Below are 15,776 nucleotides of genomic sequence, written 5' to 3'. Positions count from 1 at the left end.
CTTCGGTGGTGGGCCGGGGCAGGGTCCCGGTGGACCCGGTGTTCCTGGTCAGGGTCCTGGTGGACCCGGTGGTCCGCAGGGCTTCGGTGGTGGGCCGGAGCAGGGTCCCGGTGGACCCGGTGTTCCTGGTCAGGGTCCTGGTGGACCCGGTGGTCCGCAGGGCTTCGGTGGTGGGCCGGGGCAGGGTCCCGGTGGACCCGGTGTTCCTGGTCAGGGTCCTGGTGGACCCGGTGGTCCGCAGGGCTTCGGTGGTGGGCCGGGGCAGGGTCCGGGTGCGCCCGGCGGCCCGGCAGGTCCCCCGCCCTTCGGCCGCGAGCCTTCCGGCCCCGGTGGTCCGGGCGGTGCCGGCGGTTTCGGTGGTCCGGGCGGTCCCGGCCCCGGTGGTCCCGGTGGCGGCTTCGGTGGTCCGGGCGGTCCCGGCCCCGGTGGTCCCGGTGGCGGCTTCGGTGGTCCGGGCGGTCCCGGCCCCGGTGGTCCTGGCGGCGGCTTCGGTGGTCCGGGCGGTCCCGGCCCCGGTGGTCCCGGTGGCGGCTTCGGTGGTCCGGGCGGTCCCGGTACGGCCGGTCCCTCGCCCTTCGGTGGTGACCCCTCGCGTCCGGTTCCGCCGCCTCCCGGGCCGACTCCGCCCGCGGGTCCCGGTGGCGTGCCCGGCGGTGCTCCGCAGGCCTTCCACCAGCCCGGTCCGACCGCGCCGCCCGGTTTCCCGCAGGAGACCGGCCGGCCGCCGGCCGGGGGTGCGCCCTTCGGCGGCGCCGGCGACGACTGGGTGATCTCCCCGCCGTCGTCCACGAACCCGTCCGGCGGTCCCGGCGCACCGAACGGTCCCGGTGGTCCCGGTGGCCCCGGTGGTCCCGGTGGCCCCGGTGGTCCCGTCGGCGGTCCGGTCGGCGGCCACGGTGGCGGTCCCGGCGGTGGCTACGGCTACCCGCCGCCCGGTGCCACCCAGGCGCCGCCCGCCCAGGGCTTCCCGCAGGCTCCGCAGGGCCCGCTGACCTGGATCGCGACGATCGGCCCGGACCGTGAGTACTTCATGGCGATGATGCACCGCTCGGGCCCCGAGGCCGCGGGTCTGAACCTGCCCGCGTACTCCCCCGAGCAGCAGCGCACCCTCAGCGGCAACCAGGTCACCATCGGCCGCCGCCGGCACTCCACCGGCGACACCCCCGACATCGACCTGTCGGTGCCGCCGGAGGACCCGGGCGTCTCGCACCAGCACGCGGTCCTGGTCCAGCAGCCGGACGGCGGCTGGGCGGTCGTCGACCAGAACTCGACCAACGGCACCACGGTCAACGGCTCGGACGACCCGATCCAGCCGTTCGTACCGGTGCCGCTGCAGGACGGCGACCGGGTGCACGTCGGCGCCTGGACGACGATCACGGTCCGCCGGGGCTGACCGCCCCGGCGCAGCGGCCGGCCGACCTCGCCGGCCCGGGTGTCCGGGTCCGGGTCCGCCGGGACGTCACGGCAGGGGCCAGGCGTACGGCCCGTCCGGGTCGTCGAGCCACGCCCAGGCGCGCTCGCCGCTGACCGTGACGCCGTACCGTTCGCGGTCCGGCATGCCCTCGCGCTCCCACAGCGCGTACGCCTCCCGCGGACCGGGGACGCCCCGGGTCAGGCCCAGCAGGAAGCGGAACGGCTCCTGTTCACGGGCCCGGCCCGGCAGCCCGTCCAAGGACACGGCCCGCGGGTGCGTGCGGACCTCCCCGCGCAGGGGCACGAAGTAGGCGGGGTGGGGCAGGAAACGGCCCTCCGCGTGCCCGGCGTCCTGGACGGTGAGGGCGAGCAGCCCGGTGGCGAGCGGGGTCAGGACGCGGGCTCCGGGGCGGCACTGGGCGAGCCAGGCGCGCGGCACGGTGGGCAGCTCGCAGGTGGCGATGATCCGGTCGAAGGGGGCGCGTTCGGGCACCCCGCGGGCGCCGTCCCCGGTGACGACGGCCGGGTGGTGGCCGGCGGCGGCCAGGTGCTGCCGGGCCGATTCGGTGATCTCCGGTTCCAGGTCGATCGTGGTGACCAGGCCGTCGTCGCCGAGGCGGTGGGCGAGCAGGGCCGCGTTGTAGCCGGTGCCGGCGCCCACCTCCAGCACCCGGTCGCCGTCGCCGACCCGCAGGGCGACCAGCATCCGTGCCATCAGTGAGGGCTGGCTGCTGGAGGAGAGCAGTTCGCCGTCGCGCAGCCGGGTGGCCAGCGGGGTGTCGTCGTAGGCGCCGCGCACCCAGCGCTCACGGGCCGCCCGGTCGGGGCTCTCGCCCCAGCGGCGTTCGTAGCCGCCCGTGGTCGCCACGTAGTAGTACGGCACGAACAGGTGCCGGGGCACCTCGGCGAACGCCTCCCGCCACACCGGGTCCGCGTCCCATGTCCCCTCGGCGTCGATCGTCCGCACCAGCGCGGCCCGCGCCACGGCGGCGAGTGCGGTGAGCTCGGCGTCGTAGGCACCCATATGCCCACAGTAGGGGTGAACCCAGGAGGTTGGACCTAGGCCTCGGGTCCTGGTCACCTCGTCTGAGACCATGGACGGGTGAAAGAGATCCGGCGCGGCACGCTTCAGGAGCAGACCTTCTACGAGCAGGTCGGCGGGGAGGAGACCTTCCGCCGGCTCGTCCACCGCTTCTACGAGGGAGTCGCCGAGGACCCGCTCCTGCGGCCGATGTACCCGGAGGAGGACCTGGGCCCCGCCGAGGAGCGGCTCGCGCTGTTCCTCATGCAGTACTGGGGCGGTCCCACGACGTACAGCGACAACCGCGGCCACCCGAGGCTGCGGATGCGGCACGCGCCGTTCACCGTGGACCGGGCCGCGCACGACGCGTGGCTGCGGCACATGCGGGTGGCCGTCGACGAGCTGGGGCTGTCCGAGGAGCACGAGCGGACGCTGTGGAACTACCTGACGTACGCGGCCCAGTCGATGGTGAACACCCCGGAGTGACGGCGCCCGGACGACCGGCCGGACAGCCGAACCGGGCAACCGGCTGAGCAACCGGCTGGACAGCCGACCGGTCAGCCGGCTGGGCAACCAGCAGGACAACTGGCTGACTGAACACCGGATTCCGGTCACCTGAGGCCGTATTCCGATCACGATCCGGTATAGACCGGTGTCCCACGGCTTACCTGTCGCCGGTCGCCTCTGCGAGCATCGCCCGAGATCGGGAAGGCGCCGGGAAGGCGCCGGGGAAGCCGGACGGCACGGGGGCCGGGTGACGGGGTTCGTCGTTCTACGCGCGCGGGCACATCGCCTGCTGCTGTGCGCCGCGCTGCTCACGGCGTTGCTGACCACCGTCGTCCTGGCGACTCTCACGGCGTACTCGGGGGCGCTCGGCGACGCGGCGCTGCGTCATGTGCTGAACGATCCGCGCAACGCGGCCGACACGTCGCTGATCATCAAGGCGGACGTCCCGGCGGGCGGCCAGGGCGCCGCCGACAGCGCCGTACGCGCGGGCGGCCACAGGACGTTCCCCGGGCTGCCGGTGACCGTGCGGACGCTGCGCCGCTCGGGCCCGTACGCCCTGCCCCGCTCCCTCCAGCCGGCCGCCGAGCGCGGGGACGACCCGGATCTCACGTACCTCGCGGCGCTGGACCACAGCCAGATACGGCTGACCGGCGGCCGGTTGCCGGGCCGCACCGCCGGTGAGGTCGAGGTGGCGCTCCCGGAGACCGCCGCCCGTCCGCTCGGCCTGAAGCCGGGCGCCCGCCTCACCCTGGCCGACCGGCTGGGTGGCCGGCCGGTCCGGGTGCGGATCACCGGGCTGTACCGGCCGGCCACCGTGACCGCGCCGTACTGGCGCCTGGACGACCTCCTCGGGCGCGGCGTCCAGGTGTCCGGCTTCACGACGTACGGCCCCCTGCTCACCGACCCCTCCGTCCTCACCGACCCCTCCGTCCTCACCAACCCCTCGGCCCTCACCGGCACCCGGGGCGGCACCGGCACCGGGGGCAGCACCGGCACCAGGGGCATCACGGGCACACGGATCAGCACCGGTCCGTCGGCGTGGCTGGTGTCGGCCGACTTCGGCACGGTGACGACCGGGCGGATCGGCGCGCTGCGCGAGGCGGCCCGCACCGGCAGCGTGGCCCTGCGCACCTCAGGGCCGCCCGGTACGACGGTGTCGACGACCTCCCTGCCGGACGTGCTGGACCGGATCGAGCGTTCGCTGCTCGTCTCCCGCTCCACCCTGCTGATCATCGCGCTCCAGCTCGTCCTGCTCGCCGGGTACGCGCTGCTGCTGGTGGCACGGCTCCTGTGGGCCGAACGGGCGGGCGAGACACAGCTGTTGCGGGCCCGCGGCGCCTCTCGCGCCCGGATCACCGCCCTCGCCGCCATCGAGTCGCTGCTCCTCGCCGTCCCCGCCGCCCTGGTCGCGCCCCTGCTCGCCGGACCGCTGACCACGCTGCTGGCCGGGAACGGCCCGCTGGCCCGGCTCGGCCTCCACCTGGAGGTCCCGGCGGGCGGCGGCCCGACGGTGTGGTGGGCGGCGGCCGGCGTCGCCCTGGGCTGCGCGCTGGCGGTGACCCTGCCGACGCTGACGAGGGCCGAGGGGGAACGGCGGGACGGGACACCGGGACGGGGACGGACACAAGGGCGGAGACAGGGACAAGGACAGGGGCAGGGCCGAAAGGCGGGCGGCGGCCGGGCGGCCCTTGGCGCGCGGCTCGGGTCCGCCGCGCGGCGCACCGGTTCCGCCGGAGCGCCCCGGCGGCCCCGCCCCCGCCGCGACCTGCTCCCCACCCCCGCGCGCGCCGGCGCCGACCTCGGGCTGCTCGTCGTCGCCGGTGTCGCCTACTGGCAGTTGGGTCGGCAGACCACCGGAGCCGTGGCCGCCGACCGGACCGGGGCGCTCGGCGTCGACCCGCTGCTGGTCGCCGCGCCCGCGCTGGCCCTGCTCGCCGGAACCGTGCTGACGCTGCGGCTGCTGCCGCCGGTGGCGCGGCTCGCGGAGCGGTGGGCGGCGGCCGGGCGGGGACTGCCCGCCGCGCTGGCCGGCTGGCAGTTCAGCCGGCGTACCGCGCGCGGTGCGGGACCGGTGCTGCTGCTCGTGCTCGCCGTGGCGCTCGGCATGCTGGCGATCGGGCAGGCGGCCTCCTGGAACCGCTCGCAGGACGACCAGGCCGACTTCCGGGCCGGGGTGCCGGTGCGCGTGTCGGCCGCCGGGACGAACGGCCTCGGCGGCAACGACCTGTACGCGCGGCTCCCGCACGTCCAGGAGGCCGCCCCCGCCTACCGCGCGGAGCAGTCCCTGTCCGGCGACCGTACGGCGACCGTGCTGGCGCTGGACACCACGCACGCGGCGCACTCGCTGCTGCTGCGCCCGGATCTGGCGCCCGTACCGGTGCGGAAGCTGTTCGCCGGGCTGTCGCCGAAGGGGCCGGCGGCCGGAACCGCCGTACCGGCCGGCACCACGGAGCTGCGGCTGACGGCGAGCCTGCGCAGCGACCGGGGCCCGGGGATGACCCCCGACGTCACGGTCACCCTGGAGGACGGCTACGGAGTGCCGTACGAGGTGCCGTTCGGGCGGCTCGTCGCCGACGGCCGCCCGCACACCCTGGCCGTCCCCCTCGCCTCCTCCCTGAAGGGGGCCACTCTCACCGCGGTGCAGCTGGACGTGTCCCAGCCCGCGGACCGCGGTGAGCGACACAGCCTCACGTTCCGGGAGTTGAGCGCCGTCGCCGCCGACGGGACCTCGCGGCGACTGGCCCTCCCGGCCACCTGGGCGCCGACCGCCCTCGCCACCGGCACCGCCCCCCAGGGCCCGGACACCGCCCCCACCCGGCCCCGGACCACCTCGGCCCGCCCCCCGGCCTTCACCTACCGCACCGGCTACGTCGCGAACCCCGACCCCTGGCTGTTCGGCAGCCTGACGGTCCGGTTCCCGGTGCCGCAGCCCGCGCTGTCCGAGGTGGCGGCCGTCGCCACCGACCGCTATCTCGCCTCCACCGGCGCCCGTGTCGGGCAGCGCCTCGACGTGGTGATCGACGGGCAGAACCTGCCGGTGCGGATCGTCCGGTCGGTCCGGGCGCTGCCCGCCACCGCCGACCCGGCGTACTCCGGCGCCCGCGACGGCGGTGCCGTCCTGGTGGACCTGCGCGCCGCGAACCGGGTGCTGCAGGCGCGGTACGGGCAGCACGCCGAGCCGACCGAGTGGTGGCTGGACACCGCGCCGGGCCGGGCGGCCGATGTCGCGGCGGCCGTGCGGGCGCTTCCGTACGTGGATCCGGAGCAGGTCGTGGTGCGGGACGAGATCGCCGCCGAACTGCGCGACGACCCGTTCGGCGCGGGTCCCACGGCCGCGTTCGCGGCGGCGGCCGTGGTGGCGGCGGCGCTCGCCGCCGTCGGCTTCGCCGTGGGCGCCGCCGGGTCTCTGCGGGCGCGGGAGGCGGAGTTCGCGGTGCTGCGCGCGCTGGGGGCGCCGCGCCGCCGGCTGGCCCGGTCGATCGCCGCCGAGCAGGCGGTGCTGGTGGGCCTGGCGCTGACGGTGGGGGTGGGCCTGGGTGCCGTACTGGCCCGGGGTGTCCTGCCGTTGATCGTGCTGACCGGTGAGGCCACCCGGCCCGTTCCGGACCTGATCGTCCAACTCCCGGCGCCGCGCGTGGTGTTGCTGCTCGCCGCCGTGGCCGTGACGCCGCTGGCCGTCTCGGCGCTGCTGGCGGCGCGGCGGGCGGATCCGGCCCGGTCGCTGCGTGAACGGGGAGGTGAGTGAGGTGAGTTCGGCATCCCGTGCGGTCGCGCCCTGGGTGCGCACCCGGCTGCGGGCCGCGCCCGGCGCCGCGCTGGCGCTCGCGCTGCTGGTCGCGCTGACCGCCTGTCTGGCGGGGGCGCTGCCGCGCGCGGTCGACCGGTACGAGAGCGCGGGGCTGGTGCACGCCCTGCGCGACGCCCGGCCCGACCACACCACCGTGCGGGTGACCGCCGAGCTGCCAGCCCCGGGCACCTTCTCCGGCGATCCGTCCCCGTTCCTCCGCGACGACCTGCTCAAGCAGAAGTACGCACAGGCGCTGCGCACGGTCGGCGCTCTGCTGCCCGTCGACCCGGACCAGTCGTCGTACGGCATCGCCACCACCGAGAGCCAGCCGGTCGGCGACCCCTGGATCCCCCGCCCGGACGGCGTCCCCGCGAAGGTGGCGCTGGCGTCGCTGAGCGGCATGGCCGAGCACGCGAGCGTCCGCGCGGGCCGTCTGCCGCGCGTCCCGGGCCCGCTGGGCGCCAGGACCCCGGGGATCGAGGCCGCCGTCACCGCCGCCACCGCCAAGAGCCTGCACATCAGGGTCGGTTCGGTCATCCATGTGCCCGGCGTCGGCCGTCCCCCGCTCGCGGTCCGGGTCACCGGCATCCTCACCCCGCGCGATCCCGGGGGCGCCTACTGGTCGACCGACCCGCTGCGGCGCACCCCCTCCCTCGTCCCGGTGCCCCAGTCCGTCCCGCCGGTGCGGTACTGGCTCGGCGCCCTCCTGATTCCGCCGGACGCGGCCCCCGCCCTCATGTACACCGGCGGGAACCCGGAGCGCTACTGGTACCTCGCCCCCGACCTCAGCGGGCTGCGCGCCTACGACCTGGGCGGTCTGCGCTCCGCGGTCGCCTCGCTGGAGAACGGCCCCGGCCTGAACCGCACCCGCGCCGCCACCACCGAGTTCAGCGACGTCGAGACCGGTCTCGACACCGTCCTGGACTCGTTCTCCGGGCTGCGTTCCGGCATCTCCCCGCTCGTCGCCGTGGCCGGCGCCGGTACCGGCACGGTCGCCGCCGTCGTCCTGCTCATGGCGGGCGGCCTGGCCGCAGACCGGCGCCGCACCGAACTCGCGCTGCTGCGGGCCCGCGGCGCGTCCCTGCCCGGCCTCGCCGGGCGGCTGCTGGCCGAGAGCACCGTGATCGCCGTACCGGCCGGGGCGCTCGGCCTGGCCGCCGCGCTCCTGCTGCTCCCCGGTGGCCGCGCGCGCTACGCCGTCGCCGCCGCGGCGGCCGTCACGCTCACCGCCTGCGCCGCGCTCCCGCTGCGCGCCGTCCTCGCCCACCGCCCGGTCCAGGTCACCGCACCCCGCGACGACGTGGCGACGGTACGGCCCTCCCGGCGCCGCACGGTCGCGGAGCTGACCCTGCTGGTGCCGGCCGGCGCGGCGGTGGAGGTGCTGCGCGGACGCGGCGCGACCGGCAACCAACTGGTCTCCCTGGCCCCGGTGCTGATCGGTGTCATCGCGGCGCTGCTGCTGCTCCGCCTCTACCCGCCGCTGCTGCGCCTCGCGGCCCACCCGGCGGGCCGGCTGCGCGGGGCCGTCGCCCAGCTGTCCCTGGCCCGCGCCGCACGCACCTCCGCCTCCGGGGTGCTGCCGCTCCTCGCCCTGCTGACCGCGCTGACCACGGCGGCCTTCGGCGGCTCGGTCCTCACGGGCGTGGCCGAGGCCCGGGACCGGGCGGCCCTGCTCACCGTCGGCGCCGACGCCCGCCTGGAATCCAGCGTTGCGCTCCCGGCGGATCTGGCAGGACGCGTACGGCCGCTGCCCGGGGTGCGCGGGGTGACGGCGGTGAGCATCGCGTACGACGCGCAGCCGGGGGACGCTCCGGGCAAGGTTCCCCTGGTGGGCGTGGACCCGCGCACGTACGGGGAGCTGGCGAGGCACACGGGGCTGGGCGCCTTCTCTCAGGAGGTGCTGAAGCAGGGGGAGTTGAAGCGGACGGCGTTGAAGCAGAAGGCGTTGAAGCAGCAGGCTCTGAAGCAGAAGGCGCTGAAGACGACCGGCGACGGCGGCGACGGGGCCGAGGCCCCGATCCCGGCCCTCGCCTCCCCCTCCCTCGCCGAGACGTACGGCACCCGCACCCCCTTCCCGGTGAACCTGCCGAACGGCGACACGGTCACCGTCAGGATCACCGCCGTGACGGCCCGCACGCCCGCCATCACCAGCTCCGACTTCCTGATCGTGGACCGCGCCGGGCTCCCGGCGGCCGACGCCCACCCGACCGCGCTGCTGCTGACCGGCGACCACCTGGACGCGGGCGCGCTGCGACGCGCGGCCGGCGGCTCGGCGAACGTCCTCGTCCGGGCCGAGGAACGCTCCCGGTACCAGGCCTCGCCCCTCCAGACCGGCGCCGAGCACGTCTACACGGCCGCCGTGGTCGCGGGCGCCGGCCTGGCCCTGCTCGCCCTCCTCCTCGCCCTGCTGCGCGCGGCCCCCGAGCGCGCCGCCCTGCTCGCCCGCCTGCGCACCATGGGCCTCACCCGCGCCCAGGGCCGCCGCCTCCTGGTCCTCGAATCCCTCCCCCAGGCCCTGCTGGCGGCGGCCGGCGGCACCCTCACCGGCTGGACGGCCATCCGTCTCCTGTCCCCCGGAGTCGACCTCACCGCCATCGCCCTCCCTTCGGCCCAGACCCCGGCAGGGTCGGCGGTCCTCCACCCGGACCTCTGGTCCCTCACCGTCCCGGCGCTGGCCGTGGTGACGGCCACGGTGGGCGTGGCGGGGGTGCAGGCATGGTGGACGGGGAGACGGGGTGCCGTGGCGGAGCTGCGGGCGGGGGATGCGCGATGAGGCGGCCACTCAGCCCCGAGCCCCGGCACAGGGCACCGCACCCAGGAGGCCCCATGACAGTCGAACCGACCCTCACCGACCTCGCCAACCAGGTCACCGAGTCCCGCAACCGCCCCGCCTACGGCCACGACGCCCTCATCACCTGCGACCGCCTGGTCCGCGTCTTCTCCGCGGACGGCATCGAGGTGCAGGCGCTGCAAGGACTCGACCTCCTCGTGAGGGAGGGCGAGTTGATGGCCCTGGTCGGCGCCTCCGGCAGCGGCAAGTCCACGCTGATGAACATCCTCGCCGGGCTGGACACCCCCACCGCGGGCGCGGCCAGGGTCGCGGGCCAGGACCTCCTCACCATGACCGCGAGGGACCGCCTGGCCTACCGCCGCGACACCGTCGGCTTCGTCTGGCAGCAGACCTCCCGCAATCTGCTCCCCTACCTCACCGCGGCCCAGAACGTGGCCCTTCCCCTGCAACTCGCCGGCACCCGGGGCCGCCGCGCCCGCCGCGCCCGTGGCGCCCGTGCCCTGGAACTCCTGGAGCTCCTCCAGGTGGCCGACTGCCGCGACCGCCGCCCGCAGGAGATGTCCGGCGGCCAGCAGCAGCGCGTGGCGATCGCGGTGGCCCTCGCGGGCGCCCCGGCGGTGCTCCTCGCCGACGAGCCCACCGGCGAACTCGACTCCCAGACCGCCGCGCAGATCTTCGAGGCGTTCCGCACGGCGAACGAGAGCCTCGGCACCACCATCGTCATCGTCACCCACGACCAGGCGGTGGCGGGCGAGGTCCGCCGTACGGTCGCCATCCGCGACGGCCGTACCTCCACCGAAGTGCTGCGCCGCAGCGAGGTGGACGCCACGACCGGCCACGAGACGGTGGTCGCCCGCGAGTACGCCATGCTCGACCGCGCCGGCCGCCTCCAACTGCCCGCCGAGTACACCCGGGCCCTGAACATGCGCGACCGGGTGGCCCTGGAACTGGAACCGGACCACATCGGCGTATGGCCGGACGACAGCGAGGACGAACGGACGCAGTGAGCCGCCCCGCGATCAGGACGGCTCAGGGTGCGGGGGAACGGGTCGAGCGGGTCGCGGTGGAGGGGGAACGAGTCGAGCGGGTCGCGGTGAGCGGGAGAACGGCGAGCCGGAACGCGCGTCGGCACGTCCGCTCATCCACGCACGCTGACGCCGAGCGTCCCGAGCCCCGCCCGCCGGACGGCCACGGAACCGTACGGAGTCCTCAGCCTCAGCCACGCCCCCGACGAGAACAGCGCGGTGTCCTGCGCGGGAGTTCCCGGCCGCAGGAAGCCGAGGGACTGGGCCGCGTGCACGGCCCGCACCGGGAGGCGGGTCTCCCCGATCTCACGGGACCAGATGTCCCGCCCTATCCGGTCGAGTTCCGCGCGGGTACGCCGCTCCGGCGCCAGCTCCTGCGTACGGGAACGGAATTCGGCGACGGACCGGACGACCGTCGTCCGCAGCGTGTCCGGGGCCGGCAGCCCCGGCTCGGGACGCCAGCCGCCGCGCGGCGGCAGCACTCCGGCCCACGGGGGCCCGGTGACCGCGGCCGGGACGGCGGCCGTGGCCGCGCGCTCGTCGACGGACTCCAGGAACTCCCCCGCGGAGACGGTCACGTCGAGGGTGACGTCGAGCCCGTCCTCGTACGGCTTCGCCAACCGCACCGCACGGACCGCGAGCACCTCGAAGGACGGCGGGCGCCCGAAGACGGCGAGCGCGGTCCCGGCCGCCTGCAGGCGCACCGCGGCTCCACGGTCGTAGTGGAGCAGCCGGGAGAGGAAGGCGGCGAGGTCGGCCGCCTCCGTCTCGTCGGCCAGGTGCAGCACCGTCATGCGGCGACGGCCTCCTCGTCGACCGCGTCGGTGTACTCCTGGAGGAACTCCCGCTCCTCCTCGGTGATCCGGCGCGGTCGCTGGGTCTCGAAGTCGAACGGCACGATGACCGTCGAGGCCCGTACGTAGACCAGGTCGGCGTCCTTCACCTCGTAGGTGATGGTGAAGGACGCGGCCCTGATCTCGGTGACCCACAGCTCGACGTCGACCGGGTGGTGCCGGTGGACGAGCTGGCGCCGGTAGTCGATCTCGTGGCGCGCCACCACGGACCCCTGCTTGAAGTCCTTCTCCGGGCGGAACAGGAAGTCGATACGGGCTTCCTCCAGGTAGCGGAGGAACACCACGTTGTTGACGTGGCCGTACGCGTCCATGTCGGACCAGCGCAGGGGGCAGCGGTAGACGTGACGCACGACCGATCAGCCCCGGGTCAGCTTCTTGTAGGTGGCGCGGTGCGGGCGGGCGGCGTCCGCACCGAGCCGCTCGATCTTGTTCTTCTCGTACGACTCGAAGTTGCCCTCGAACCAGAACCACTTCGACTCACCCTCGTAGGCGAGGATGTGGGTGGCGACCCGGTCCAGGAACCACCGGTCGTGGGAGACCACGACGGCGCAGCCGGGGAACTCCAGCAGCGCGTTCTCCAGGCTGGAGAGGGTCTCGACGTCGAGGTCGTTGGTGGGCTCGTCGAGGAGCAGCAGGTTGCCGCCCTGCTTGAGGGTCAGCGCCAGGTTGAGGCGGTTGCGCTCACCACCGGAGAGGACACCGGTCGGCTTCTGCTGGTCGGGGCCCTTGAAGCCGAAGGCGGACACGTACGCCCGGCTCGGCATCTCGACCTGGCCGACGTTGATGTAGTCGAGCCCGTCGGACACGACCTCCCACAGCGTCTTCTTCGGGTCGAGGTTGGCGCGGGTCTGGTCGACGTACGAGATCTTGACGGTCTCGCCGACCTTGATGTCGCCGGAGTCCGGGGTCTCCAGACCCTGGATCATCTTGAACAGCGTGGTCTTGCCGGCGCCGTTCGGGCCGATGACACCGACGATGCCGTTACGCGGCAGCGTGAAGCTCAGGTCGTCGACCAGGATCTTCTCGCCGAAGGCCTTGCCCAGCTTGTCGACCTCGACGACGATGCTGCCGAGCCGCGGGCCCGGCGGGATCTGGATCTCCTCGAAGTCCAGCTTCCGCATCTTGTCGGCCTCGGCGGCCATCTCCTCGTACCGCGCGAGGCGGGCCTTGGACTTGGCCTGGCGCCCCTTGGCGTTCGACCGCACCCACTCCAGCTCTTCCTTGAGCCGCTTCTGCCGCTTGGCGTCCTTCTGGCCCTCGACCTTGAGGCGGGTCGCCTTGGTCTCCAGGTAGGTGGAGTAGTTGCCCTCGTACGGGTAGGCGCGGCCGCGGTCCAGTTCGAGGATCCACTCGGCGACGTTGTCGAGGAAGTACCGGTCGTGGGTGATCGCCACGACGGTGCCCGGGTACTTGGCCAGGTGCTGCTCCAGCCAGTTCACCGACTCGGCGTCGAGGTGGTTGGTGGGCTCGTCGAGGAGCAGCAGGTCGGGCTGCTCCAGCAGGAGCTTGCAGAGCGCGACGCGGCGCTTCTCGCCACCGGAGAGGTTGGTGACGGGCCAGTCGCCGGGCGGGCAGCCCAGCGCGTCCATGGCCTGCTCCAGCTGGGCGTCGAGGTCCCAGGCGTTGGCGTGGTCCAGCTCCTCCTGGAGCTTGCCCATCTCGTCGAGCAGCGCGTCGGAGTAGTCGGTCGCCATCAGCTCGGCGATCTCGTTGAACCGGTCGAGCTTGCCCTTGATCTCGGCGACACCCTCCTGGACGTTCTCCAGGACGGTCTTCTCCTCGTTCAGCGGGGGCTCCTGGAGCAGGATGCCGACGCTGTAGCCGGGAGAGATGAAGGCGTCACCGTTGGACGGCTGCTGCAGCCCCGCCATGATCTGGAGGACGGTCGACTTACCGGCACCGTTCGGGCCGACGACGCCGATCTTCGCGCCCGGCAGGAAGTTCAGGGTGACGTCGTCGAGGATCACCTTGTCGCCGTGCGCTTTGCGCGCCTTGCGCATGGTGTAAATGAACTCAGCCAAGAGAAACCGTCCGGCAGCTTGAAATCTGGCAGTGGGCAGATACACCCCATCTTGCCGTACGGCCACCCCTGGGCGGAAACCCGTAAGGCTGTGGCGCTCTGACCTGGGGGTTCAACACGGCCGGAGGCCGGCCGGGGTGGGGTCACTCGGACTGGCGGGTCTCGCGGTTGCGGAGGATGACCAGGGCCGCGCCGCCGATGACCACGAAGCCGATGGCCACTCCCGCGATCAGCGGGGTGATCGCGGAGCCGCCGGTGGCGGCGAGGTCGGTGTTGTCGGCGCCGGGGGTGATGAGAGGGGTGGGTTCGCCGAGGGTCTGGGTGGTCTTCGTGGTGACGAGGCCCTGCGTCTTGCAGTCGAGGACGCCGGCGAAGCGGCGGGTGAAGCCGTTCGGGCCGCTGATCGTGAAGTCGTAGGGGTGGTCCTCCTCCAGCGGGACCGTGACCGTGCGGACGGCCCCGGCGGGGACCGTGTGCTCGGCGCCCATCAGCTCGAAGGTGAAGGGCTGGTCACCCTTGTTGACCGCGGTGACGTCCACACCGCCCTTGGCGCAGTCCGTCCGGGCAAAGACGGCCGGTATCGCGCCCTCGCCGGCCCAGGTGGCGCTCGCGGTCGCGGAGACCGTGGACTCGCTGGAGCCGGCCAGGATCTGGGTCTGGCTGCGGGAGTCGGAGGCGAAGGCACGGCCCACCGGCACGGTGGTGGAGGCCTGCACGGTCAGCTGGGCCGCGCCGTCCGCCGCGTCCTCGGGGATGTCGACGTACAGCCGGCTGCCGTCCTTCGCCGAGGTGATCACCTTGCCGGTCCTGTCGATGATCCGCACCCCGCTGGTGGCCGCGTCCTGCGGTCCGGTCACCGTCACGCTGCCCGCGTTGGTGTGCACGGTCACCGGTCCCAGCAGGTCACCGGGGCGGCCGGAGACCGCGGGCGGGTCCAGGGTCAGCGAGGCCTGCGGCTCGCCGATGTTCCGGGCGCTCTTCTCCAGGTAGTCGGCGAGCTTCTCGGCGCGCGGGTCGGCGGCGTCGGCCTTCGCGTCGTCCGAGTAGCGCCAGATGGCCACCTGGGTGCCGGCCGCCGCGTCCTGCTCGGTCAGGCCGCTCGCCCCCGCCTTCCGGGCGAGCTCGGCGAGGTCGTTGACCTGGGGGTAGGAGTTCTGCAGGATCCAGCGGATCCGGCCGGCGTTCTTGTTGCCGCCCAGCGAGGTGCCGCTCCAGGGGGTCTCCTGGTACCGCGCGTCGCGCTGGGTCGGGTTGTGCAGGTCGACGCAGTACGTCTGCAGGGTGCCGCCGCCGTCCACGGACATCTCGAACAGGCCCGCCGACACCGGCAGATCGGTGCCGTCCTCGTGGATCACGGCCTGGCCGTAGACCTTGAGGCCGTTGATCGTGGCCGCCGCCCCGCCCTGGGTCTGCGGGGCCTCGTCGGCCATGGCCGTACCGGCGCAGGACAGCACACCCGCCGCCGTCAGGCCGGAGGCAAGGACCACGGCGCCGACGCGAGCGGCCATGACGGACCGGGTGAACCCGGAGAACGCAACAAGCACAGAATTCCCCTTCGAGCAGGACCCGTTGGACGTGGGGGGAGGTCCCACCAGCAGAATCGGCAGCCCCAGAAGGGCACGCCCGGCATCCTATGGATCAACGGGACCCCCACTCGCCGGTCGGATCGTCACAGGGCGGATCCGATCCGCAATCGTTATCGCGAGCACGGCGCGTGAGCTTGGCGTATCGACAAATCCACGGTCCGGACGGGCCGTTCGGACCGTGACCGCCGTCGGACCACAGCTCGGCGCGGGTGCGGGCGCAGCGCGTCAGGTCTCTGACGTCATGTCACCGCCGCTGGTTCCGGGCGCTGTTGATCCGGTCCGGTGCCCGGAGGGTCAGCGGGGCGCGGTGTCTCCCAGGCGGGCTCCGGACGGGCCGCCGTCTGCGCGGACTCGGGCCTTGCGGAGCGGACGAAGGCCGCGGTGCCGCGTGACAGATCGTGACCGATCACCGTCGCGTCGATGTCGGCCGACGCCCAGCCCTGCTGCTGCCCCTCGCGTCCCTCCGAGCGCACCTTCAGCCGGCCCTGGACGACGACCGGCTGCCCCACGTCGACCGACGCCACCACGTTCGTGGCGAGCTGGCGATTGGCCCACACCGTGAAGAAGTTGGTGTGCCCGTCCTTCCAGAGGTTCTTCTCCCGGTCCCAGTAGCGCGCGGTCGCCGCCAGCCGGAACCGGGCCGACGGACCCGCCGCCGTCTCCAGGTACACCGGCCGCGTCGCCACGTTCCCCACCACACAGACCACGGTCTCGTTCATCACGAACCCCTCCCTCGCCCGGCCCTCACGGCCGGACGGTCTCGCCTACGGGC

At 74.3% G+C, this 15,776-nt stretch carries 11 protein-coding genes and 1 pseudogene; 6 read left to right on the top strand and 6 right to left on the bottom strand.

Translation table 11 applies throughout. The annotated features are described in order from the left end of the window. Positions 1-1,393, top strand: a 1,393-nt coding sequence (locus ACGFYV_RS17280) for an FHA domain-containing protein (protein ID WP_393879203.1), incomplete at its 5' end; no start/stop codon positions are given. 66 nt (positions 1,394-1,459) lie between these two features. On the opposite strand, the gene ACGFYV_RS17275 is transcribed toward ACGFYV_RS17280, so the two are convergent. Further along, on the bottom strand, positions 1,460-2,437 hold the full coding sequence (locus ACGFYV_RS17275) for a methyltransferase domain-containing protein (protein WP_393879202.1): 978 nt from the start codon (positions 2,435-2,437) through the stop codon (positions 1,460-1,462). 78 nt (positions 2,438-2,515) lie between these two features. Here ACGFYV_RS17275 and ACGFYV_RS17270 point away from each other — a divergent pair, with 78 nt between their 5' ends. From ACGFYV_RS17270 to ACGFYV_RS17250, 5 genes and pseudogenes are all read left to right on the top strand, one after another. Beyond that, complete coding sequence (locus tag ACGFYV_RS17270; RefSeq protein ID WP_393879201.1) at positions 2,516-2,920, top strand: globin; 405 nt, start codon at positions 2,516-2,518, stop codon at positions 2,918-2,920. A gap of 36 nt (positions 2,921-2,956) precedes the next feature. Next, positions 2,957-3,031, top strand: a pseudogene (locus ACGFYV_RS17265) (PT domain-containing protein); the annotation flags it as partial. A 157-nt stretch (positions 3,032-3,188) separates the two neighbouring features. Continuing rightward, the gene (locus ACGFYV_RS17260) at positions 3,189-6,686 is read left to right on the top strand and encodes an FtsX-like permease family protein (protein ID WP_393879200.1); all 3,498 of its coding nucleotides are present in this window, start codon (positions 3,189-3,191) and stop codon (positions 6,684-6,686) included. Position 6,687: 1 nt separating this feature from the next. Beyond that, positions 6,688-9,501 (top strand): FtsX-like permease family protein, encoded by a 2,814-nt coding sequence (locus ACGFYV_RS17255; RefSeq protein ID WP_393879199.1) that lies wholly within the window; start codon positions 6,688-6,690, stop codon positions 9,499-9,501. A gap of 53 nt (positions 9,502-9,554) precedes the next feature. Next, positions 9,555-10,526, top strand: a complete 972-nt coding sequence (locus tag ACGFYV_RS17250; protein ID WP_393879198.1) for an ABC transporter ATP-binding protein — start codon at positions 9,555-9,557, stop codon at positions 10,524-10,526. A gap of 131 nt (positions 10,527-10,657) precedes the next feature. Here the strand turns inward: ACGFYV_RS17250 and ACGFYV_RS17245 are convergent, their stop codons facing one another. The 5 genes from ACGFYV_RS17245 to ACGFYV_RS17225 form a co-directional block, all read right to left on the bottom strand. Next, positions 10,658-11,338 carry a hypothetical protein gene (locus ACGFYV_RS17245; protein WP_393879197.1) on the bottom strand — a complete coding sequence of 227 codons (681 nt, stop codon included), beginning with the start codon at positions 11,336-11,338 and terminating at the stop codon, positions 10,658-10,660. Next, positions 11,335-11,748: an acyl-CoA thioesterase gene (locus ACGFYV_RS17240; protein WP_393879196.1), complete on the bottom strand. Its 414-nt coding sequence runs from the start codon at positions 11,746-11,748 to the stop codon at positions 11,335-11,337. The genes ACGFYV_RS17245 and ACGFYV_RS17240 overlap by 4 nt, the downstream gene beginning before the upstream one ends. A 6-nt stretch (positions 11,749-11,754) precedes the next feature. After that, on the bottom strand, positions 11,755-13,419 hold the full coding sequence (gene ettA / locus ACGFYV_RS17235) for an energy-dependent translational throttle protein EttA (protein WP_393879195.1): 1,665 nt from the start codon (positions 13,417-13,419) through the stop codon (positions 11,755-11,757). 142 nt (positions 13,420-13,561) lie between these two features. Next, positions 13,562-14,926 carry a Cys-Gln thioester bond-forming surface protein gene (locus tag ACGFYV_RS17230; RefSeq protein ID WP_393879234.1) on the bottom strand — a complete coding sequence of 455 codons (1,365 nt, stop codon included), beginning with the start codon at positions 14,924-14,926 and terminating at the stop codon, positions 13,562-13,564. Between the two features lie 317 nt (positions 14,927-15,243). Continuing rightward, positions 15,244-15,723 carry a single-stranded DNA-binding protein gene (locus ACGFYV_RS17225; RefSeq protein ID WP_393879233.1) on the bottom strand — a complete coding sequence of 160 codons (480 nt, stop codon included), beginning with the start codon at positions 15,721-15,723 and terminating at the stop codon, positions 15,244-15,246. Between the last annotated feature and the right edge of the window lie 53 nt (positions 15,724-15,776).

The sequence above is a fragment of the Streptomyces sp. NPDC048297 genome (assembly GCF_043201585.1).
In the GTDB taxonomy this organism is placed as follows: Bacteria; Actinomycetota; Actinomycetes; order Streptomycetales; family Streptomycetaceae; genus Streptomyces.
This window is presented reverse-complemented; position numbering and strand designations above follow the sequence as displayed.